This window comes from Enterobacter sp. Ap-867 (genome assembly GCF_011752855.1).
Taxonomy (GTDB): Bacteria; Pseudomonadota; Gammaproteobacteria; order Enterobacterales; family Enterobacteriaceae; genus Cedecea.
On the sequence record NZ_VWWS01000008.1, the window covers coordinates 41,827 to 64,421 of the forward strand.

The 22,595-nt window shown below is 55.8% G+C and carries 20 protein-coding genes; 12 read left to right on the plus strand and 8 right to left on the minus strand.

The annotated features are described in order from the left end of the window. Positions 1–60: 60 nt before the first annotated feature. The 7 genes from rhlE to F3J26_RS18720 all read left to right on the plus strand — a co-directional run bounded on the left by rhlE (position 61) and on the right by F3J26_RS18720 (position 9,486). Complete coding sequence (rhlE, locus tag F3J26_RS18690) at positions 61–1,458, plus strand: ATP-dependent RNA helicase RhlE (RefSeq protein ID WP_166995359.1); 1,398 nt, start codon at positions 61–63, stop codon at positions 1,456–1,458. 174 nt (positions 1,459–1,632) lie between these two features. Next, a complete protein-coding gene (gene dusC, locus F3J26_RS18695) occupies positions 1,633–2,568 on the plus strand; it encodes a tRNA dihydrouridine(16) synthase DusC (protein WP_166995361.1) in 936 nt (311 codons plus the stop codon). A gap of 279 nt (positions 2,569–2,847) precedes the next feature. Next, complete coding sequence (locus tag F3J26_RS18700; RefSeq protein WP_166995363.1) at positions 2,848–4,176, plus strand: OprD family outer membrane porin; 1,329 nt, start codon at positions 2,848–2,850, stop codon at positions 4,174–4,176. Between the two features lie 24 nt (positions 4,177–4,200). Continuing rightward, the gene (gene surE / locus F3J26_RS18705; protein ID WP_166995365.1) at positions 4,201–5,091 is read left to right on the plus strand and encodes a 5'/3'-nucleotidase SurE; all 891 of its coding nucleotides are present in this window, start codon (positions 4,201–4,203) and stop codon (positions 5,089–5,091) included. Between the two features lie 161 nt (positions 5,092–5,252). Beyond that, the gene (licT, locus tag F3J26_RS18710; RefSeq protein ID WP_008456295.1) at positions 5,253–6,092 is read left to right on the plus strand and encodes a BglG family transcription antiterminator LicT; all 840 of its coding nucleotides are present in this window, start codon (positions 5,253–5,255) and stop codon (positions 6,090–6,092) included. Positions 6,093–6,228: 136 nt separating this feature from the next. Further along, positions 6,229–8,076, plus strand: a complete 1,848-nt coding sequence (gene bglF / locus F3J26_RS18715) for a PTS beta-glucoside transporter subunit IIABC (RefSeq protein ID WP_166995367.1) — start codon at positions 6,229–6,231, stop codon at positions 8,074–8,076. Positions 8,077–8,091: 15 nt separating this feature from the next. Then, the gene (locus tag F3J26_RS18720; protein ID WP_166995369.1) at positions 8,092–9,486 is read left to right on the plus strand and encodes a 6-phospho-beta-glucosidase; all 1,395 of its coding nucleotides are present in this window, start codon (positions 8,092–8,094) and stop codon (positions 9,484–9,486) included. A gap of 75 nt (positions 9,487–9,561) precedes the next feature. On the opposite strand, the gene F3J26_RS18725 is transcribed toward F3J26_RS18720, so the two are convergent. Then, positions 9,562–10,482: a LysR substrate-binding domain-containing protein gene (locus F3J26_RS18725; RefSeq protein WP_166995556.1), complete on the minus strand. Its 921-nt coding sequence runs from the start codon at positions 10,480–10,482 to the stop codon at positions 9,562–9,564. A 78-nt stretch (positions 10,483–10,560) separates the two neighbouring features. Here F3J26_RS18725 and F3J26_RS18730 point away from each other — a divergent pair, with 78 nt between their 5' ends. After that, on the plus strand, positions 10,561–11,514 hold the full coding sequence (locus tag F3J26_RS18730; RefSeq protein WP_166995371.1) for an MBL fold metallo-hydrolase: 954 nt from the start codon (positions 10,561–10,563) through the stop codon (positions 11,512–11,514). A 38-nt stretch (positions 11,515–11,552) separates the two neighbouring features. Here the strand turns inward: F3J26_RS18730 and yohP are convergent, their stop codons facing one another. From yohP to F3J26_RS18745, 3 genes are all read right to left on the minus strand, one after another. Beyond that, positions 11,553–11,636, minus strand: a complete 84-nt coding sequence (yohP, locus tag F3J26_RS18735; protein ID WP_008456306.1) for a small membrane protein YohP — start codon at positions 11,634–11,636, stop codon at positions 11,553–11,555. 111 nt (positions 11,637–11,747) lie between these two features. After that, positions 11,748–12,485, minus strand: a complete 738-nt coding sequence (locus F3J26_RS18740) for a methyltransferase domain-containing protein (protein WP_166995373.1) — start codon at positions 12,483–12,485, stop codon at positions 11,748–11,750. Between the two features lie 91 nt (positions 12,486–12,576). Continuing rightward, positions 12,577–13,044: a nuclear transport factor 2 family protein gene (locus tag F3J26_RS18745; protein WP_166995375.1), complete on the minus strand. Its 468-nt coding sequence runs from the start codon at positions 13,042–13,044 to the stop codon at positions 12,577–12,579. A gap of 105 nt (positions 13,045–13,149) precedes the next feature. Here F3J26_RS18745 and F3J26_RS18750 point away from each other — a divergent pair, with 105 nt between their 5' ends. Then, complete coding sequence (locus F3J26_RS18750) at positions 13,150–13,719, plus strand: TetR/AcrR family transcriptional regulator (RefSeq protein WP_166995377.1); 570 nt, start codon at positions 13,150–13,152, stop codon at positions 13,717–13,719. Here the strand turns inward: F3J26_RS18750 and F3J26_RS18755 are convergent. Further along, complete coding sequence (locus F3J26_RS18755) at positions 13,716–14,279, minus strand: DedA family protein (protein WP_008456314.1); 564 nt, start codon at positions 14,277–14,279, stop codon at positions 13,716–13,718. The two genes, F3J26_RS18750 and F3J26_RS18755, sit on opposite strands and share 4 nt — an antisense overlap. A gap of 356 nt (positions 14,280–14,635) precedes the next feature. Between F3J26_RS18755 and F3J26_RS18760 the strand changes: the two genes are divergently transcribed. After that, complete coding sequence (locus F3J26_RS18760) at positions 14,636–15,223, plus strand: Yip1 family protein (RefSeq protein ID WP_008456316.1); 588 nt, start codon at positions 14,636–14,638, stop codon at positions 15,221–15,223. A 161-nt stretch (positions 15,224–15,384) separates the two neighbouring features. Beyond that, positions 15,385–16,326 carry a D-alanyl-D-alanine endopeptidase gene (pbpG, locus tag F3J26_RS18765; protein WP_166866045.1) on the plus strand — a complete coding sequence of 314 codons (942 nt, stop codon included), beginning with the start codon at positions 15,385–15,387 and terminating at the stop codon, positions 16,324–16,326. Here the strand turns inward: pbpG and F3J26_RS18770 are convergent, their stop codons facing one another. After that, positions 16,327–16,881, minus strand: a complete 555-nt coding sequence (locus F3J26_RS18770; protein ID WP_166995379.1) for a GNAT family N-acetyltransferase — start codon at positions 16,879–16,881, stop codon at positions 16,327–16,329. It abuts the gene before it with no gap. A 113-nt stretch (positions 16,882–16,994) separates the two neighbouring features. Then, the gene (gene dld, locus F3J26_RS18775; RefSeq protein WP_008456324.1) at positions 16,995–18,728 is read right to left on the minus strand and encodes a D-lactate dehydrogenase; all 1,734 of its coding nucleotides are present in this window, start codon (positions 18,726–18,728) and stop codon (positions 16,995–16,997) included. Positions 18,729–18,904: 176 nt separating this feature from the next. On the opposite strand from dld, the gene bglX reads away from it, so the two are divergent. Further along, positions 18,905–21,202, plus strand: a complete 2,298-nt coding sequence (gene bglX / locus F3J26_RS18780; RefSeq protein ID WP_166995381.1) for a beta-glucosidase BglX — start codon at positions 18,905–18,907, stop codon at positions 21,200–21,202. 75 nt (positions 21,203–21,277) lie between these two features. Here bglX and folC read toward each other — a convergent pair whose 3' ends face one another. Then, on the minus strand, positions 21,278–22,561 hold the full coding sequence (gene folC, locus F3J26_RS18785) for a bifunctional tetrahydrofolate synthase/dihydrofolate synthase (RefSeq protein WP_166995383.1): 1,284 nt from the start codon (positions 22,559–22,561) through the stop codon (positions 21,278–21,280). Between the last annotated feature and the right edge of the window lie 34 nt (positions 22,562–22,595).

Genomic DNA, 22,595 nt, shown 5'->3' on the forward strand with positions numbered 1-22,595 from the left:
CGTGATGTTCCCCCTGGAAACTACACCGCACAATGCGGTCAGGGCGGTTCTGGAGTTCCTATGTCTTTTGATTCTCTCGGCCTGAATGCCGATATTTTGCGTGCGGTGGAAGAGCAGGGCTATCGTGAGCCTACCCCAATTCAGCGCCAGGCAATCCCGGTAGTCTTATCAGGCCGTGACCTGATGGCCAGTGCCCAAACCGGCACCGGCAAAACCGCAGGCTTTACCCTGCCGCTGTTACAGCGTCTGACCGACAGCGCGCCTCACCTGAAGGGCCGTCGCCCGGTGCGTGCGCTGATCCTCACCCCAACCCGCGAACTGGCGGCGCAGATTGGTGAGAACGTCCGCGACTACAGCAAATATTTAAATATCCGCTCGCTGGTTGTCTTTGGCGGCGTGAGCATTAACCCGCAGATGATGAAGCTGCGCGGCGGCGTGGATGTGCTGGTAGCAACCCCAGGCCGTCTGCTGGATCTTGAGCATCAGAATGCGGTGAAACTCGATCAGATCGAGATTCTGGTGCTGGACGAAGCCGACCGCATGCTGGATATGGGCTTCATTCATGACATTCGTCGCGTGCTGGCTAAACTGCCTGCACGCCGCCAGAACCTGCTGTTCTCCGCAACCTTCTCCGACGACATTAAAGCGCTGGCTGAGAAGCTGCTGCACAACCCGGAAGAAGTGGAAGTGGCTCGCCGCAACACGGCGTCTGAGCAGGTCACGCAGCACGTTCACTTTGTGGACAAAAAGCGCAAGCGGGAACTGCTGTCGCAGATGATTGGCGAAGGCAACTGGCAGCAAGTGCTGGTGTTCACCCGCACCAAACATGGCGCTAACCATCTGGCAGAGCAGCTGCAAAAAGACGGTATCACCGCGGCGGCAATCCACGGCAACAAGAGCCAGGGCGCTCGTACACGCGCGCTGGCGGACTTCAAAAGCGGTGGTATTCGCGTGCTGGTGGCGACTGATATCGCGGCTCGCGGCCTGGACATTGAAGAACTACCGCACGTTGTTAACTATGAGTTGCCGAACGTGCCGGAAGACTACGTGCACCGTATTGGCCGTACCGGTCGTGCGGCAGCCACCGGTGAAGCACTTTCTCTGGTGTGCGTGGACGAGCATAAGCTGCTGCGCGACATCGAGCGTCTGCTGAAGCGCGAGATCCCACGTATCGCATTGCCAGGTTTTGATGTTGATCCATCCATTCCGGCCGAGCCAATCGTCAACGGTCGTCAGCAGCGTGGCGGCGGTGGTCGTGGCGGCCAGGGAGGTCGCGGTGGTCAAAGCCAGGGTCAGGGCCAGCGTCGCAGTGGCAACGGCGGAAACGCGAATGCTTCCGGTGAGCGTAACAACGGCCCGCGTCGCAGCGGTAAACCGCAGGGCGAAGGTGCTGCGAAGCCGGCAGGGGATAATACCCGTCGCCGTCGCCCACCGCGTAAACCAGCGGCAGCGCAGTAAGTTTCATACCCTCACCCTAACCCTCTCCCTTAAAGGGAGAGGGGATTAAAGCCCCCCGCATTTCTTCTGCTTCTTTGAAGGTGGGAACTAGCGGAATCCCAGGTTTTCCGCCTCTCCCCTCTCGGGAGAGAGTCGGGGCGAGGGGAAAACTCCACACATATTATCGGATGCGTCATGCGTGTTCTTCTTGCCCCGATGGAAGGCGTTCTCGACTCGTTAGTTCGCGAACTTCTTACCGAGGTTAACGACTACGATCTCTGTATCACCGAATTTCTTCGCGTGGTCGATCAGCTGTTGCCGGTTAAATCTTTCCTCAAACTTTGCCCCGAACTCGATCACGCCAGCCGCACGCCATCCGGTACGCTGGTTCGCGTCCAGCTTCTTGGGCAATACCCGCAGTGGCTGGCTGAGAACGCAGCTCGTGCGGTCGAACTCGGCTCCTGGGGCGTGGACTTAAACTGCGGCTGTCCGTCAAAGCTGGTTAACGGCAGCGGCGGCGGGGCGACTTTGCTCAAAGATCCCGAGCTCATTTACCGCGGCGCGAAAGCCATGCGTGAGGCTGTGCCAGCGCATTTGCCGGTTACGGTAAAAATTCGCCTCGGCTGGGACAGCGGTGCGCGTCAGTTTGAAATTGCTGATGCCGTGCAGCAGGCGGGGGCGACAGAGCTGGTGGTTCACGGACGTACTAAAGAAGACGGCTACAAAGCTGAGCTGATCAACTGGGGGGCCATCGGTGAGATTCGTCAGCGGCTGTCGATCCCGGTCATCGCTAACGGCGAAATCTGGGACTGGCAAAGCGCACAGGATTGCCTTGCGGCTACGGGATGTGATTCGGTGATGATTGGGCGCGGGGCGCTGAATGTGCCAAACCTGAGCCGGGTTATCAAATACAACGAAGCGCGAATGCCGTGGGCCGAGGTTGTTACGCTGTTGCAAAAATACAGCCGTCTCGAAAAGCAGGGCGATACCGGGCTGTATCACGTGGCAAGGATTAAACAGTGGCTTGGTTATTTGCGTAAAGAATACGCCGAAGCAACGGAGCTGTTTACCCTCATTCGCACGTTAAAAACGTCCGGTGAAATCGCCAATGTTATTGGCGCGTTAAAATAATTTCTTTTAGATAACCCGTTAATTGAACTTTTAATTGGCGGGCATTTTCTCTAAATTAATTTATCTTCTTTCATTATTTCCTGAATAGAGTTCACAAAATTTCATTTTTATTTTATTTAGTGCTGGAGCTGGTTTCAGCATGATGCCACTATAGCCCCGAAAATTACACCAAGGATTGCTACTGTTTAACAGGCAAAACCTAAATTCATTCTCCGCGTGTCGGGAAATGAATTTAGGTTTTTTTTTGCTTTTTTTTTATTAAAACAAGGGACGTTTATCATGTACTCACGCACAAAAATAACCGGTGGCATGATGCTGCTGTTTGCCTTGGGAGGTATGCCCGATGCGTTGGCGAGCTATGCTCACTATGACGGTGGCCTGCTGACGAACAGCCATCTCGATGCCACCTTAAAAAATGTCTGGATGTTGAATACCACCGATGCAATGGCGGACCAGGGGATTGGCGATCAGAACGCCTGGGCTCAGGCGGTGCATCTGGACTGGCAAAGCGGCTGGCTGTGGGATCACGTAGGGGTCGATGCCTCGTGGTATGGCGTAGCGAAGCTGTACGCCAACGATGCCTTCTACGGTAGAGACTTGTTGCGGGACAAAAACGGCAAAGCAGAAGGCTTCAATAAGCTTGGGCAACTGTACGCCAAAGCGCGATGGGGCGACGCTGAGCGGCATCTCTCTCTTTGGGCTGGCTGGCGTCAACTCTATAAATTCGGCGCGTTAAACGTCACCCGCAGCCGTGCCGCCCCCAGTACCTGGGAAGGCGTTAGCGCCGAGTTTGCGTGGGACGATTTTAGCGCAAAGGCCGCCGTTGTGAACCGCTTTTCTGAGCGCGATGAGCCAGAAAAACGCCGCTTTCGTACCCTCAAAACTAACAAGCAAATTGACTACATTGCGACCAGTGAACTGAGCTGGTCTCCGGAAAAAGGTAGTAAAATCAGCTATATTGCCGCCGAGAGCGACAGCTATCTTCTCCGCCACGGGCTTGAAGCGAATGCCGCGGTGCCGCTTAGTAAAGATTTCAATCTCCTGGCACGAAGCACTTACTACTATGCTCGGGGCCTCAGCGATTGGGAGGGGGCTCGAGGGTTCAGCCGCAGCGCACAACATCTTTTTGCCCTTGTCGGCTATCAATACGGGCGAGCGGAATCTGGCCTCGGTTGGTCATACACCCGAGCGCCGCTGGATAACGGTTTAGGCCATTTTTATTGGCACTTTGGTAAAAACACCCGGGGTGCCTTTAATAGCAAAGCCGATGGCGAGGGCAATGACTACATTAATGACGGTGAACAAATGCTGTATTTATACAGCCAGTATCAGATCTTGCCTGAATTATTAGTGGGCATCTACGGCAATTATGGTTTTGGCATGCAATACAAAGGTGTTGATTTAAAAGAGTGGGAGTATGGGGGTTATTTTCTCTGGCATAGTCCGCAGGTTAAAGGTCTGAACGTATTCGCCGGGTTTGGGCCGAGCTATAGCTGGAAATTAACGCCTGGCAGAATGCCATCCCTGGACGAAAACAATCATAGTTTCCGCCGTGCGAAAGGCGTAGGGGGAAGCGTACGCGTTGAATATCGGTTTAATTTATTTTGATTACGTCATGAATAAGGAGTGAATATGAAAAAGAACATCATCGCCGGTCTGGTGCTCACGTTAGTTGCAGGTTCCGCTTTTGCCGCTGAGCGCCCCATGCGTATTCTGGTCGTCAATGATGATGGCTGTGAGTCGGTTGGGACAACCTCACTGCAGGAGAAGCTGGCGGCCAAAGGATATGACGTCTGGATGGTGGCGCCGTCCACCAATCAAAGTGGTATTGGTTCGGCCATTACCTTTAAGCCGAATAAAATATTCGACGTTAAAAAGGTGGCCGACAAGCGCTACTGCTTCCCTGGCACCCCCGCCGACGCCCTTGACTTCGGCGTGCTGGGCGTGATGAAAGATACGCCGCCGGACCTGGTTATCTCCGGCGTGAACGACGGTCCCAATACCGGCGTTGCACAGCTGAACTCTGGCACCATCGGTGCCGCAGCCCGCGCGGTTCGGTATGGTTATCCGTCGATTGCCGCCAGTATTGGCTATATTCTCAACGAGCAGGAGATGAAGGCCGGGTGGCCAAGTACGCATAAATTCTGGCCGGACTCAGTCGACTACGTGGTTGGCCTTGTGGATACGCTCGCGAAAACCTGGCAACCGGGTCAGCCGCTGCTACCCGCCGGTTCGGGGTTAAGCATTAACTATCCGCCGTTAGAAAAGCAGGCCATTAAGGGCATGAAATTTGTTGAAAATGAGCAAAATCCGGTGCCTCAGCACTACTACAAACTGTTGCCTGACGGTAAAGCACAGCAAATCATGAGTGAGAAAGTGTTGACGCCGGTGGACGCTGATACCGATACCGGCTGGCTAAACCGCGGATATATTACCTGGACCGTCTTTGACGGAGAGTGGAATGCGCCGCAGTTTGACGAACAGTATCGCAAACTGTTTGCAGCAGAAACCGCGGCTAACTAGTCAGGCAGTGTCGCGATCGCTATCACGGTTTTCGCCCTACGAGCTTGAGCGATATATCCTCCGTGATAGAGTGCATATGTTGGATTGTTACTGCGCTTAGCAGGCAAAACCTGATCATCTGGCTCTGCCAGAGGTCAGGTTTTTTTGTTTCTGGGGTAACCATGGAAATCGCCAAGATACTGAACAATAACGTAGTGGTTATTCTCGACGAGCACCAGCGCGAACAGGTGGTGATGGGGAAGGGGCTGGGCTTCCAAAAAAAGCCCGGAGATAACCTCGATCGCAGCCAAATAGAAAAAGTGTTTGCCCTGCAAAGCGATGAGCTGGTGGCGAGATTAAGCGAGCTGCTAAACCAGATCCCGCTGGAGGTGATGACCGCCTGCGATCGTATTATTCAACTGGCACGCGAACGCCTCGGTAAGCTACAGGAAAGTCTCTATATTTCGCTGACGGATCACTGCCACTTCGCGATTGAGCGGCAGAAAAAAGGCATGGCGATACGCAACGTGCTGTTGTGGGAAATCAAGCGGTTATATCCCAAAGAGTTTGCTCTCGGGCTGGAAGCCATTGGCATTATTCACCGGCGTCTCGGCGTACTGCTTGCTGAAGATGAAGCGGGGTTTATCGCGCTGCATCTGGTGACCGCCCAGCTTGAAGGCGAAATGCCGGAGGTGATGGATATCACCCGCGTAATGCAGGAGATCCTGCATATCGTGAAGTACCAGCTGCAAATTGAATACCAGACCGAGAGTCTGAGCTACCAGCGCTTTGTCACGCATTTGAAGTTTTTTGCTCAAAGAATGCTGAACCGCACCACCGTGGCGGATGATGATGAAGCTCTGCATGCGGCGGTGAAAGATAACTACCCGTTGGCGTGGCGCTGTGCAGAGAAACTTCAGCGGCATCTGGCCAAAAGCTACCAGCGCGAGCTGACCAACGAAGAAATTATGTTCCTCGCTATCCATATTGAGCGAGTGCGCAAAGAGAGCCGCAAGGCTTAAATAACAAAACGGATTGTGACTGCTTCGGCAGGCAAAACCTGAGCGTTAGCTTCCCTGCGGGGCGGCTGGCTCAGGTTTTTTTTTAACTTTACTCAGCAGACATCGCCCGCGGGCGGGACGTAAAAGGAACAGGGTTATGGACTATCAAGGGCTGGCGCAGGCTATCCTGAAACATGTCGGTGGCAAGGAAAACATCGTCAGTCTGGTGCACTGTGCGACCAGGCTGCGTTTCAAACTGAATGACTCCTCGCTCGCAGAGCCTCAGGCGCTGAAAAGCAACCCGGGTGTTATCACGGTGGTGGAGAGCGGGGGGCAATTCCAGGTTGTGATTGGCAACCACGTTCACGATGTTTATACGGCGGTCTGCGTTGCGGCAGGCATCAGAGAAGAGGCCGTAACAAAAGAAATCCAGGGCGAAAAAAGCAACTTATTGAACCGGCTTATCGATATCGTTTCGGCAATTTTTACTCCTTTCCTGGGCGTGATGGCTGCCTCAGGTATCCTGAAAGGGATGCTGGCGCTCAGCGTCGTTTGCGGCTGGCTAAATGCCGAGTCTGCGACCTATAAAATCTGGTTCGCTGCCAGCGATTCGCTGTTTTACTTCTTCCCGTTGGTACTCGGTTACACGGCCGGGAAAAAATTTGGTGGCAGTCCCTTTTTGACCATGGCCATCGGGGGCGCACTTACGCATCCGCTGATTATGCAGGCTTTCGAATCTGCCTCTCAGTCTGAACGTTTTCTTGGTCTGCCCGTCACCTTTATCAACTACAGCTCCTCGGTGATCCCAATTATCTTTGCCGCCTGGGTGAGTTGCTGGCTGGAAAAACGTTGCAATAAGGTATTCCCGGCAGCCATGAAGAACTTTTTCACGCCTCTGGTTTGCCTGGGTGCCGTAGTGCCGCTGACTTTCCTGATTATTGGGCCGGCAGCAACCTGGCTGAGCCAAATGCTGGCCCACGGCTATCAGGCCATTTATGCCTTTGCGCCGTGGCTGGCGGGCACCGTCATGGGGGCTATCTGGCAGGTCTGCGTGATCTTTGGCCTGCACTGGGGCCTGGTTCCTATCATGATCAACAACCTCAGCGTACTGGGGCAGGACACGCTGATGCCGCTCCTGCTGCCGGCGGTAATGGGGCAGGTCGGTGCCGCGCTGGGGGTCTTTCTCTCTACGCGTGATGCAAAGCTCAAAGTTCTGTCGGGCTCAGCGGTGACCGCGGGGATCTTCGGTATCACTGAACCAGCGGTGTATGGCGTGACGCTGCCTAACCGCCGTCCCTTCATTTTTGGCTGCATCGCCGGGGGCATTGGTGGGGCCATTGTCGGCTTTAGCCAAAGCCATCTTTATTCCTTCGGGCTGGCGAGTATTTTCAGCCTGGCGCAGATGCTTCCACCGGGCGGCATGGACAGCACCGTGTGGGGGGCCATCATCGGTACTCTGTTATCACTGCTGCTGGCCTGCGCGCTGACCTGGGCTTTTGGTCTGCCGCGCAGCGCGCCAGCTTCATCATCACCCACGGCCATTGCCGGAGATGAAGACATTCTGTCACCGATGAGCGGCACGGTACTGGCGATGGACCAGGTCCCTGATGCTACGTTTGCCGAGGGGCTGTTGGGTAAGGGCGCGGCCATTATTCCACTGACAAACGAAGTCCGCGCGCCGTTTTACGGCGAAGTCGCCTCGCTATTTCAGACCCGGCATGCCATTGGCTTGCTGAGCGACAGCGGCATTGAAGTCTTAATCCATATTGGCATCGACACGGTGAAGCTGGAGGGGCAGCACTTCACTGCCCACGTCCAGCCGGGAGACAAAATTAAACCCGGCGATCTGCTCATTACCTTTGACCGCGAGGCCATCCTCGCCGCCGGGTACGACCTCGCTACGCCGATAATTGTCAGCAATAGCGAGGATTACCGGGCAGTCACCCGTGTGACGCAGCAGTCCAGCATCAATTCAGGTATGCCGTTCCTGACGGTAGAACGTTAAGCAAAGGAGAGTGACATGACAGCATTTCCGAAGACATTTCTGTGGGGCGGGGCTATCGCCGCAAACCAGGTTGAAGGCGCGTGGCAGGAGGGCGGAAAGGGCATTTCTACCTCGGATGTCATGCAGCAGGGGGTATTTGGCCCATTGAAGGAGCGCGTGCCGGGAGACAGCGGCATTAAAGATATCGCCATCGATTTTTACCACCGCTACCCGCAGGACATTGCGCTGTTTGCCGAAATGGGATTTAGCTGCCTGCGTATTTCCATCGCCTGGACGCGCATTTTTCCGCAGGGCGACGAGTCTGAGCCAAATGAAGCCGGGCTGGCGTATTACGACAAACTGTTTGATGAGCTGGCGCAGCACGGGATTCAGCCGATGGTGACCTTGTCTCACTACGAAATGCCGTGGTGGCTGGTGAAGCAATACGGTGGCTGGGGCAATCGCAAAGTCATTGACTACTTTGAGCGTTACGCCCGCTGTGTTTTCACCCGCTATAAGCATAAAGTGAAGCTGTGGCTGACCTTCAATGAAATCAACATGTCGCTTCATGCGCCGCTGACCGGCGTCGGGCTGGAAGGCGAGCCGAACAAAGGCGAAATTTATCAGGCTATCCATCATCAGCTGGTTGCCAGCAGCCTGGCGGTGAAAGCCTGCCACGAAATTATCCCGGAGGCGAAAATCGGCAATATGCTGCTGGGCGGCCTGATGTACCCGCTCACCTGTAAACCGGAAGACGTGCTGGAAACGCTGCAGGAAAACCGCAGCTGGCTGTTCTTCGGCGACGTCCAGTGTCGGGGCCGTTATCCTGGCTATATGCAGCGCTATTTCCGCGATAACGGTATTCAGCTTGAAATCAGCGAGAACGACCGCGAGCTTCTGAAAAACACCGTCGATTTTATCTCATTCAGCTATTACATGACCGGCTGCGTGACGGCAGATGCAGAACTTAACGCGAAATCCCGCAGCAATATTCTCAGCATGGTGCCAAACCCGCATTTGCCAGCGTCTGAATGGGGCTGGCAAATTGACCCGACTGGCATGCGCATCCTGCTCAATATGCTGTGGGATCGCTACCAGAAACCGCTGTTTATTGTCGAAAACGGCCTGGGGGCGAAAGATAAGCCCGAAGCTGACGGCACGGTCAACGACGATTACCGCATCAGCTATTTGAACGATCATCTGGTGCAGGTGGGTGAGGCGATTGAGGACGGCGTAGACGTGATGGGCTACACCAGCTGGGGGCCAATCGATCTGGTTAGTGCGTCGAAAGCCGAACTGTCGAAACGCTACGGGTTTATCTACGTTGATCGCGATGACCAGGGGCACGGCACGCTTGCGCGATCGAGAAAGAAAAGCTTCCACTGGTATAAAGAGGTGATTGCCACGAATGGCGGCAGCCTGAAGCGCTAAGCCGCGGAAATAAAGCCAGTTTGTCGTCAGACTAAAAGAGGGAAAATACGTTTTCCCTCTTCCCTTTCTGCTCTATTACGCCACATTCACCAGCCGCTGAATAAACCCGCGCAGCCACATCAGCGCGGCATCGCTGTTATGGCGCTGATGCCACAATAAAGCAACCTCAAACGGCGGAACGTCTACCGGAACCGGGCTTGCAGCCAAACCCCAGGTTTTCTGCCAACTGGCTGATAATCCTGCCGGCACGGTAGCCAGCGCGGGCATTTGCATCAGCAATCCCGGCAGCGCAGCAAAATGCGGGGTGGTGTAGCTGATATGGCGCGTCTGCCCGAGCTTTGCCAGCAGGGTGTCTATCTGGCTGCTGTTGGCTTCACGATAGCTGACCAGCACGTGCTGATGGGCGACATATTCTTCCAGCGGCAGCGGTGCACTGGCCTCGATGTGCTGTGGGTGCCAGAGCGTCACAAAATTCATGCTGGTCAACACTTCACGCTCCAGCCAGCGGGCGCTTTGGTTCGCCACGCTGATCGCCATATCCAGCTCGCCACCTTCCAGCCTTTGGGCGTCGGTAAACGGGTCGCTGGCGACAACGTTAATGCGCATCCCCGGCGCGTCCTGCTTCAGCGCGGGAATGAGTTTTGGCATCAGCCACATTTCCACCCAGTCGGTCATGCCGATGGTCACGGTCGCTTTGGCGCTGGCCGGGCAAAACTCAGCCTGCTGGAAAAGAGCGCTTTGCAGCTGCTCCAGCAGAGGCATCAGCTCGGTGTGCAGTTCGCTTGCGCGCGCGGTGGGCTGCATGCGGTGGCCGCTGCGAATAAACAGCGGGTCGTCGAACATATCCCGCAATCTTGCCAGCGCGCCGCTGACCGCAGGCTGCCCGAGGTGCAGCTTGTCGGCCGCCAGCGAGACGCTTTGCTCGCGGAACAGCACGGCAAAAGCGATCAGCAGGTTGAGATCGATTTTGCGGAAATCATTTTCTTTGATAGTCATCATTTCTCCAATCAATTGGCGTGATGATACGCCCGACGGGATACTGGCGGCAAGTTGAACACCTGCCTGGAGAATAAAATGAAAACTTTCCTCATGTTGCTAACGCTTTTAGGCGGCACAATATCCGTTTCTGTCCTTGCCACGCCGCAGGCTATAACGCAGCAGCAATCGCCTGGATATTACCGCATGATGCTGGGGGACTGGCAAATTACGGCGGTGTCGGACGGCACAGTAGTCGTACCGCTGGATAAATTGCTGACGCATATCACGCCGCAAAAGTTACGCCAGCGTATGGCGGAGGACGCAATGACGCCCGCCGCAGAAACGTCGATCAATGCCTTTGTTATCAATACAGGGCGCGAACTGATTCTGGTTGATACGGGAGCCGGGGAATTATTTGGCTCTGCGGGTGGGCACCTGCTGGAGAATTTACGGGCGGCAGGTATTGCCCCTGAAGATATTTCTCTGGTGCTGCTGACCCATATTCATGCCGATCATTCCGGCGGGGTGGAATACCGCGGCAAGCCTGCTTTCCCCAACGCGACGGTTCGCGTGGAGCAGAAAGATGTCGATTTCTGGCTCAACCCCGCACACCTCAGCGACGTAGAGCCGGGCCAGCGGCATACCTTTGCTGAATCTGAACGTTCGCTTCGCCCGGTCATTGACGCCGGTAAGCTCACCACTTTTCATGCACCCACAGAAATCCTTCCGGGCATCGAAGCCATTCCTGCCGCAGGGCACACGCCGGGTAGCGTGATTTACCGTGTTAGCCGCGGCGGCCAAAACATGCTGATGTGGGGCGATATTATTCATGCTAAAGCGGTGCAGATGCCCGATCCGGAAGTGGCGATTCATTTCGATGTTAACCAGCAGCAGGCAGTTGCCACGCGCGAGAAGGTGTTAAAACTGGCGGCTCAGGAAGGCGACTGGGTCGCGGCGGCGCACATTGCTTTCCCGGGAATTGGTCATGTGAAACAAGAAGGCAAAGCCTGGCGCTGGGTGCCGGTAAACTACAGCAGTAGATCGGATTGATAGCTAAAGGCGCCACAACAACGTGGCGCCACGCGTTTTTAAAAGATCATTTTGAATACGCCGGTCACCACCAGCAGCCCGATGAGGAAGATAATCAGAATGGCCCATAAAATAATTTTCATTAGCGCTCCTTACCTTTTAGTTGGTTCTTTTTGAGTATAGGCAAGGATACGAAGACGGGGGAGTTGCCTCCCCGTAGACGGAATAATCGAAAAAAAGGGTACGACTGAGCTTTAGCGTTGGGGTTTACCTGCCGCGAGCAGGAAGATCATTGGTCGTTCGGCCTCTTCTGCCAGCCCGGGGTTGAGGGCGATTTGTTCGGCCTCCGGGCCCCATTCGTCGAGCTTTTCAATCACAAAGCCGCTTTCAATCAGGGCGTTAATCCAGGTGGCCAGCTTGCGGTGCTGCTTCTTCACGCCTTCGGCAAACCAGTTGCTGAGACGCTCGCCTTCCTGCTGATAATGATTCACCGGCCAGCTGCGTTGCCCGGCCCGATCCTGCAGCCAGGTCTGCGTCGCGGGGGCGGTATAGATCGGGTGCTCGGCGGTAAAGACCAGCTTGCCGCCCGGCATCAGCGCCTGTTCAAGCGTGGCAAACAGCGGGCGAATGTCTTCCAGGTAGTGAAGCGCCAGCGAACTGTAGGCCAGATCGAGACTGTTTGCCGGCAGTTGCAGGGCGGAAAGATCCTCCAGGCGATATTCGATCCCGGGGCCTTCGGTCATTTCACGGGCTTTGGCGAGCATGAGCGTCGATACATCCAGCCCGACCGTTTTTGCCGCGCCGGCATCTCTTGCATAGCGGCAAAACCAGCCGTAGCCGCAGCCTAAATCCAGCACCTGCTTGCCCGCCAGTGGCGGCAGCATCGCCTGAACTTTTGCCCATTCAGGCGCGCCATCCAGACCTTTAACAGAGCGGTCCAGCGTGGCATAGCCGGCAAAAAAGGCCGGGTCGTCATAGATATTTTGCGTCATAAATCCTCTTAATCACTGAGGCCATCATTGGCCAGCAGGAATTTTAGACGCGACGCCGCCGGAAAGAAAACCGGCTCCGGCGGCAAAACCGTTAAAAACCGAAATGACTGAGCTCAGGATGATCGTCCGGGCGGCGGCCCAGCGGCCAGAAAAAGGCACGCTCGCTCTCTTTGATTGGCGTGTCGTTGATACAGGCGTGGCGGTTAATCATCAGGCCCTGTTCATCAAATTCCCAGTTTTCGTTGCCAAAGCTGCGGAACCAGTTGCCGGAATCATCGTGCCATTCGTAGGCGAAGCGCACCGCAATGCGGTTCCCGTCGTGTGCCCAGATCTCTTTGATCAGCCGGTAGTCCAGCTCCCGCTGCCATTTGCGGGTTAAAAAACCGACGACGGCTTCACGGCCAGCAACAAACTCGGCGCGGTTGCGCCAGTGGGTATTCAGGGCGTAAACCTGCGAGACGCGTTCAGGATCGCGGCTGTTCCAGGCGTCCTCTGCCAGGCGAACTTTTTGTTTTGCCGTCTCGAGCGTAAACGGGGGAACCGGGGGTTTTACTGTCATGGTCTGCTCCTGTGAAATGTAGACAGGTCTGTCTACTCTTCCAGGTTATCCTGGGTAGACAGATTTGTCTACATACGTCATGATAGATTTTTAACAGGAGAAATCATGCCTACTGCTGCGACCCCCGGCGCCCGCGACCGTATTTTGCACACCGCACACGACTTGTTTTACCGCGACGGTATTCGTGCCACCGGCATAGACCGAATCATCAAAGAAGCCAGCGTCACCAAAGTGACCTTCTACCGGCATTTTCCGGCCAAAGGCGACCTGATCCGTGCCTTTCTGGACTATCGCCACCAGCGCTGGATGACGTGGTTTAGCCGCACGCTGGAAGCGCAAACCGGAGAAGGGAAAGGGTTGATGGAAGCGTTAGCGGCCACCTTGCAAAACTGGTTTGACGACGAGGCATTTCGCGGCTGTGCGTTTATCAACTCGGCGGTGGAAATGGCCGAGGCGCTGCCGGACACGCTGCCGATTGCCCGGGCCCACAAGCAGGCAATGGTGGAATGTCTGGCGGGTTATTTGCCCGATAATGCCGAGGGCAGGGAGCAGGCAGCAATGCTGGCGCTGGTGATTGACGGGGCGATAGTCAAAGCCCAGCGCGATGGCCGCGGCGAAGAGGCGCTTCTGCTGCTGCGGGCGTGGCTGGCGCTGCTGCCCGCAGCAGAGGGTTAATCCTCTTTTTGCCGGTACTTGAACCACAGGCGGACGGCCACGACCAGCACCACGGCAACAATAAGCCAAATCCAGTGGCGCAGGTGCGTATCCAGGCTGTGCAGCCACGGGCCGACGACTTCACCGCCGAGATAGCCAAGCGTCGTAAACAGCGTGGCCCACAGGATAGCCCCGCAGATATTCAGCGGGATAAACAGCTTTGGCGGCAGCTTGCTGGCGCCGATGATAATCGGCCCGACGATGCGAAACCCGTACATAAAGCGGCTGCCAATCACGAACAAATAGGGATGGCGGTTGATCAGCGCCTGCGCCTTGGCCACTTTCTTTTGATGCTTCTTAAAGCGAGCCAGCAGGGCGCTGCCGAAATGCCTGCCGACCAGGAACAGCACCTGATCGCCAATCATGCCGCCCAGTGCGACAGACAGGACGACTAATGGAAAGGTTAAAAGCCCCTGATGCGCGGCCACGCCGCCTAGCAGGGTGATGGTTTCCCCCTCTGCCATACTGCCGATAATCAGCGCGGCGTAGCCATACTGTTCTATTAAGCCATTGATATCCATTAAGCTGGACTCTCCTCCATGTATACCCGTCATACTTCAAGTGGCAGGTGCGTTGGCTGCATCCGCTCACCTCAGTCACATAGTTAGCTATGCTCCTGAGGATTCCCGGCCTTGCCGTGTTACTCGGCAAGCCTGGCCCCTCCGGAGTCAGCGTAGACGCTGTTCAAAAAGACCTGAAAGTCTTTTTGTCCTGCAACTCGAATTATTTAGGGTATGAAATTTTCCCTAAAGCATACAACTCATCGCCGCCAGGCTTGTACAGAATCGGAGATATTTTTCGTCTGGTTAAATAATAACCTGAAGGTGAATTATACTTGGAGTATCGCAAGCATTTGCGCCGCAGGTCCGGAGGTTGTATGAGCCATGTCTGGGGATTGTTTTCCCATCCTAATCGGGAAATGCAGGAAATTAAGCGCGAGAACGAATCCGTCTCGCATCACTACACTCACCATGTGCTGTTGATGGCGGCCATTCCCGTCATCTGCGCGTTTATCGGCACCACGCAAATTGGCTGGAACTTCGGGGACGGCACCTACGTCCAGCTCTCTATGTTTACCGGCCTGTATCTGGGCATTCTTTTCTACGCCCTGATGCTGGGCGGCGTCGCGGTGATGGGGCGGGTTATCTGGTGGATGGCGCGTAACTATCCGCAGCGTCCGTCGCTTGCCCGCTGTATGGTTTTCGCAGGGTACGTGGCCACGCCGCTGTTCTTAAGCGGGATTGTGGCACTTTATCCGCTGGTCTGGCTGTGCGTGGCGGTAGGCGCCCTGGCGCTGGTCTACACCGGCTATCTGCTCTACGTTGGCGTGCCGGACTTCCTCGGCATCGACAAAGAAGAGGGGATGAGTTTTTCCAGCTCAACCTTGGCCATTGGCGTGCTGGTGCTGGAAGTACTGCTGGCCGTCGCGGTGATTCTGTGGGGTTATGGCTACCGTTTGTTCTGACGGGGCGAATTAACAGAAAGTTTTGATATAACGTTACGATTCTTAACTGGCAGTCAAGCGGGGCGGCGGAGTATGATTCCGGCGCCCCGCACGTTTATGTCATCCCGATGACGCTTAGCGGTGAGCCTCTACTTTTCCGGAATCATTACAGAAGTGTCACCATGCCGACAAAAATCCGTTTATCGTTGTTCAGCCTTGCGCTGATGATGACTGTGCCTTTTGCCCCGCAGGCAGAGGCCAGTAAGGTCGCCACCCACGCGGCCAGCGCCGGTCAGGAGATTGCCTCCGGCAGCGCCATGATTGTCGATCTGCAAACTAACAAGATTCTCTATTCCAGCCATCCGGATCTGGTTCGTCCTATTGCCTCCATCACCAAGCTGATGACCGCGATGGTGGTGCTGGACGCCCATCTGCCGATGGATGAAATGCTGAAAGTGGACATCAGCCACACGCCTGAAATGAAGGGCGTTTACTCTCGCGTTCGCCTGAACAGCGAAATCAGCCGCAAAAACATGATGCTGCTGGCGCTGATGTCGTCAGAAAACCGTGCGGCGGCGAGCCTGGCACATCACTACCCTGGCGGCTACGACGCGTTTATTCGCGCGATGAATGCGAAGGCGAAGTCCCTCGGCATGACCCACACCCGCTATGTGGAGCCGACCGGCCTGTCGATTGAAAACGTCTCAACCGCGAGCGATCTGACCAAACTGCTGGTGGCGACGCAGAAATACCCTCTGCTGGGCCAGCTCAGCACCACGCATGAAGATATGGCCACCTTCCGCAACCCGGCTTATACGCTGCCGTTCCGCAACACCAACCATCTGGTGTACCGTGAAAACTGGAATATTCAGCTGACGAAGACTGGCTTTACCAATAACGCAGGCCACTGCCTGGTCATGCGCACGGTCATCAACGGCCGCCCAGTGGCGCTGGTGGTGCTGGACGCGTTCGGGAAATACACCCACTTCGCCGACGCCAACCGCCTGCGTTCCTTCCTGGAAACCGGCAAAGTAACCCCTGTTCCGGCGGCGGCGTTAAGCTACAAGCGCTCTAAAGCGGCGCAAATGGCCAGCAACACCGCCGCAGGTTCAGAAGAAGAGTAATCAGTCCGGCAGCGTCCCGTCTCCACCGTTGAGGGGGCGCTGCATCATCACCGTGTCCCGCCAGTCTCCCAGCTTAAAGCCAACGCTTCGCAAACATCCGACGGTTTCAAACCCGTGCTGGCTGTGTAATTTGCACGATCCGGTATTATTTTCCCCGTCGCCAATCACCGCAATCATCTGCCGCCAGGGCCCTTTTTCACACAGCGCGATGAGCTGGCTCAACAGAGCTTTGCCAATGCCGCGTCCGGTCATTGCGGCGTCGATATACACCGAATCTTCTACCGTGTAGCGGTAGCCGGGGCGAGGGCGGTACACCGTAGCGTAGCAGTAGCCCACCACTTGATTGTCAATCACTGCAACCAGCCAGGGCAGGCCATGAGCGCGAACCGCCGCCAGCCGCTCGGTCATCTGTTTTCCATCAGGCGGGGTTTCTTCAAACGATCCTTTGCCGTGCAGCACGTGCCAGGCATAAATCGTTGTCATCGCGGGGATATCGTCGGGGGTGGCTTCCCTGATGAGTACGGCAGGGAAAGGCAGAGTTTCTACTGCGGACATCTTTCGCTCCTTGGGCAGAAAAAGGGTGAAGATAGCCTTCACCCTGCTTCATTAATCTATGCCCAAAAAAGCGTGAAACATAGTTTGCCCGTCATAGGAGAAACTTATCTCTGTCAGCCGTGCTCCTGCACGCTGTCGTCTTCGGCCCAGCTTTTACGCCGGGTTGTTTTGCCAATTCCAGGATTCATGCTGTTGGTCGGGTCGTTGGCCTTGTAGAACTGCTTCAGCGTTTCCGGCGCTTTGTAGAGATGGCCTACGTTATGCTCGGCGGGGTACTGCGCCCCGCGTTCGTGCAACAGCGCCAGCATCTGCTCTTTCAGCTCGTGCACGTCCACGCCTTTTTTGACGATGTAATCCTGATGGAAGACATGGCACATAAAGTGGCCGTAATAGAGACGGTGGATCAGCTTATCGCCGATCTCCGGCGGCAGCTCTTCGAACCAGTCTTCGTCGTTGCGGCGCAGCGCGATATCCAGCGCCAGAATATCTTCCACTTCATCCGCATGCACGGCGTGATAGCGGATGGCGGCCCCGGCGGCGGCAAAGCGGTGCAGGAAGGCTTTGCTGCCTTCTTCCGCAGTACAAACGAAGAAGTCGCCTTCGGCGGTTTTAAAATATTCGCTCAGCCATGCTTTGGCTTCATCGATCCCGTCCCCGGCCATTTTCAGCAGCAGGTGGTGAGGATATTTATCCCGCCAGGTTTTCATCCGTTCCGGCAGGTGCGCCGGGAAAACGCCGCCGAGCTTCTGCATAAAGCGGTCGGTAAAGTGCGGCTTAAACAGCGACACCTTATCGAGCATCGCATCGGTGCGTCCTTTCATGGTGAAGAAGAACGGCATTTTGTCGGTGCCGAGCTTGTCGATCATCAGGAACGTGTCTTTGCCGTACTTCTCCGCGATGTCGTAAATATCGCGGTGCATATACTCCCCGGCAACCGGCAGATTTTCGAAGTTGGCCAGAATATGGCGGCGGATTTCGCCCAGCACGCGGGGCTGGTTGGTGCCGATGTAAAACACCTGCTGGCGCTTTTCCGCCTGGAAGGTATCGAGGCGGACGGCGAAGACCGCCAGTTTGCCCGCGCAGCCGGAGGATTCAAACAGGCGGTCCGGATCTGCGTTATAACGCGCGGGCGTGTCGGCCTCCACGTCGCGCACGCGGGTGACATAATCGTGGTCGTGAGCGTGGCGGCCATCGTGCTGTACGTCGCTGTCTTTCACGCGCTCATCGTCGAGCGCGCCAAGAATTTGTTCCGGCGTGGTGCCAAGGTTAATCCCCAGGTGGTTTACCAACTGCAGCTTGCCGCTTTCATCAATGCGCGCGAAAAGCGACATCTCGGTGTATGCCGGGCCGCGCTGTACCAGCGACCCGCCGGAGTTGTTGCAAATCCCGCCGATGACCGAAGCGCCAATACAGGATGATCCAATCACCGAGTGCGGCTCGCGCCCGAGCGGTTTCAGCGCTTTTTCCAGCGAGTAAAGCGTGGTGCCTGGGTAGGCTAGCACCTGCTCGCCCTTATCCAGCAGATGCAGCTTGTCGAGGCGCAGCGTGCTGATAATCACAATATCGCGATCGTAATCGCTGCCGCTGGGCGTTGAGCCTTCGGTCAGGCCGGTATTAGCGGCCTGCATAATAATGATTTTATCCGCCGCGACGCAGGCGCTTAATACGCGCCACAGCTCCAGCAGAGAGCCGGGGAAGACCACGGCCAGCGCTTCCCCCTGGCCGGAACGGAAGCCTTTGCGGTAGCGGGCCGTTTTGGCCGGGTCGGTTAAAACATGGTGCGAGCCAACGTGGCGAGAGAGTTCGTTTATCAGCGTTTTATTATCGGAAGTCATCAAAACAGACATGGATCCACTCCTTGTGATGGCATCAAAAAGCCTGTCGTTAAGCATAGCGCCGAAAAACGTGAGCGTAACGAGGAAATCTCCACGAAATCAGCAGCCAGGTTTGGCTACGCTCTTCTTACCGTGATGTCGATGTGGCAAACTGCACGCCTTAACAAAAGCTTGTGAGAGTGAATCCGATGAAATGGCTCTGTTCTGTAGGGATTGCCGTAAGCCTGGCGCTGCAGCCTGCGCTGGCCGACGAAATGTTTGGCCCGCACCCTTTAACGCCGGAAGCGCGTGATGCCTACGTCACCGACCTGCTGAAAAAAATGACCACCGATGAAAAAATCGGTCAGCTGCGTTTGATAAGCGTCGGCCCGGATAACCCGAAAGAAGCCATCCGCGAAATGATCAAAGCCGGGCAGGTGGGAGCCATTTTCAACACCGTCACCCGCGAAGACATTCGCACCATGCAGGACCAGGTGATGCAGCTCAGCCGCCTGAAAATTCCTCTCTTCTTCGCCTACGATGTGGTGCACGGCCAGCGTACCGTTTTCCCGATAAGCCTCGGCCTGGCGTCCTCGTTCAACCTTGATGCGGTCAAAACCGTGGGCCGGATTTCCGCCTATGAAGCCGCCGACGACGGCCTGAACATGACCTGGGCGCCAATGGTGGACGTCTCGCGCGATCCGCGCTGGGGCCGCGTGTCCGAAGGCTTTGGTGAAGACACCTACCTGACCTCGATGATGGGGCGCACCATGGTGGAAGCGATGCAGGGCAAAAGCCCGGCGGATCGCTACTCGGTGATGACCAGCGTGAAACACTTCGCCGCCTATGGCGCGGTCGAGGGCGGGAAAGAGTACAACACCGTCGACATGAGCCCTCAGCGCCTGTTCAACGACTACATGCCGCCGTACAAAGCCGCGCTGGACGCGGGCAGCGGCGGCGTGATGGTGGCGCTGAACTCTCTGAACGGTACGCCGGCTTCCGCCGACAGCTGGTTGCTGAAGGATTTGCTGCGCGACGAATGGAAATTCAAAGGCATCACCATCTCCGATCACGGCGCGATTAAAGAGCTTATCAAGCACGGCGTAGCCAGCGACCCGAAAGACGCGGTGCGCATTGCGCTCAATTCCGGCATCAACATGAGCATGAGCGACGAGTATTACAGCAAGTACCTGCCGGAGCTGGTGAAAAGCGGTGCGGTGCCGATGAAAGAGCTGGATGACGCCGCTCGCCACGTGCTGAACGTCAAATACGACATGGGGCTGTTCAACGATCCGTACAGTCACCTGGGGCCGAAGGATTCTGACCCGGTCGATACCAACGCGGAAAGCCGCCTGCACCGCAAAGAAGCGCGTGAAGTGGCGCGTGAGAGCATGGTGCTGCTGAAAAACCGCCTGCAGACTCTGCCGCTGAAAAAGACCTCCACCATTGCGGTGATTGGTCCCCTGGCGGACAGCAAGCGTGACGCGATGGGCAGCTGGTCTGCCGCAGGCGTGGCCGCGCAGTCTGTCACCCCGCTGGAGGGCATCAAAAATGCCGTCGGCCAGCAGGGCAAAGTGGTGTTTGCGAAAGGCGCGAACGTTACTGATGAAAAAGATATCGTCGAGTTCCTGAACCAGTACGAACCGGCGGTCACCGTTGACCCGCGCACGCCGCAGGCGATGATCGACGAAGCGGTGAAGACGGCGAAAAACGCCGACGTAGTCGTGGCCGTGGTCGGTGAAGCCCAGGGCATGGCGCATGAAGCCTCCAGCCGCACCAACCTGACGCTGCCGCAGAGCCAGCGTGACCTGATTGCCGCCCTGAAGGCTACCGGTAAACCGCTGGTGCTGGTGCTGATGAACGGTCGTCCTCTGGCGCTGGTGAAAGAAGATCAGCAGGCGGACGCAATGCTGGAAGCCTGGTACGGCGGCACAGAAGGCGGTAACGCCGTCGCTGATATTCTGTTCGGCGACTACAACCCGTCCGGCAAACTGCCTATGTCCTTCCCACGCTCCGTGGGGCAAATTCCAACGTACTACAGCCACCTGAATACCGGCCGCCCGTACGATCCGGAAAAACCGAACAAATATACCTCCCGCTACTTCGATGAAGCCAACGGGCCGCTGTATCCGTTTGGCTACGGGCTGAGCTACACCACCTTTAAAGTCGGTGATGTGAAGCTTTCCGCCCCAAGCATGAAGCGCGACGGCAAAGTTGAAGCGTCGGTTACCGTTACCAACACCGGCGACCGCGCAGGGGAAACCGTGGTGCAGATGTACCTGCAGGACGTGACCGCTTCCATGAGCCGCCCGGTAAAAGAGCTGAAAGGCTTTAAGAAAGTGGCGCTGAAAGCGGGTGAAAGCCAGACGGTCAGCTTCCCAATCGACATCAGCGCCCTGAAGTTCTGGAACGCGAAGATGAAGTACGATGCGGAGCCGGGCAAGTTCAACGTGTTTATCGGCCTCGATTCTGCCCGCGTGCAGCAGGGTGAATTTGAGCTGAAATAAAGCAGAGCATTATTAGAATGCAGCCACCTTTAAAGGTGGCTGTTTTTTTAGGTGTAATCAATGCTTCGCTGAAAATTAGCGTATTCCCTGATTATTTTCGCTGGCAAGATTTAGCTCGTTTAATACTGGCGCAACAGAATAGAATGAGCCGCAAACGACAATCACATCGTCGATACTGGCGTCAGCTTTAGCCGCTTCCCAGCCGGATAAAATATCCGGGAAGCTTTTTGCCTTCGGTAAATACTGAGCAATATCTTCAGCTTTAGAGCTTCTGGGGCCCGCCTGAATACCACAGCAATACCACTCTCCGTTGAGATCTTTTAACTGTTCAATAGTGCCGTTGATATCTTTATTAATAAGCATACCGATTACAAAAAGGTACTTTCCCTTTATGGGGAAGTTACGCAATCTTTCCGCTAAATATGCCGCAGCATGCGGATTATGCGCCACATCTAAAATCACCGTCTGTTGATGGCTAATGACTTGAAAACGGCCCGGCAAATTGGCTTTATCAATGACGTCACTCAGCGCGGTAAGATCAAATTTAAGCCCGCTGACGCGCAGAGCCGCTAGTGCGGTAGCCACGTTATCGCGTGGCATTTTAGGCTGGCTCAGCGGCGCAATTTCGCCGAGGTTATCGCTAAACGCCCATGCATCTCCACGGTCTGTTACTTGCCAGTTGACGCCACGCTGATGGGGAATCGCGCCAATCTGTTCCGCATAGCGGAGCAATGATGCCGGTGCCTGAACTTGCCCAATCACCGCCGGACGTCCACTACGGAAGATGCCCGCTTTGATTTCGCCGATGGCTTCGGTGCCTTTCCCCAGCCAGTCTTCATGATCCAGTGCCACGTTGGTAATCACAGAGACATCCGGCGTGAGAATGTTGGTCGCATCGTCCCGGCCGCCCATGCCGACCTCAATGATGGCGACATCAACCTGAGCCCATTTCATCAGGCAAAATGCGCCTAGCGTATTGAACTCGAAAGGCGTGAGCGTCGTGGCCTCGCGCGCTTTTTCAATTTCAACAAAAGCAGCAATGTGGGCGGCGTCCGACAGCTCCTGGCCCTGAATGCGCACGGTCTCTTTATAATGCATCATGTGGGGGGAGCTGAAGACGCCCACTTTGTGCCCTGACAGCATCAGCACTTTTTCAAGGGTATGGCAGGTGGTGCCTTTGCCGTTGGTCCCGCCGACCAAAAAGACAAAAGGGGCGGGCCGTAAGACATTCAGTTTGGCTGCCACGTCCCTGATTCTGTCCAGGCCCATATCAATGACCTGCGAATGAAGGCTGTCGATGTAAGCCAGCCAGCGGGGTAAGTCTGCGGTGAGATCGGGTATGTTGGCGCGGTTGCTCATCAAATATTCCTTGGTTAAGCATCATCACTTTCTG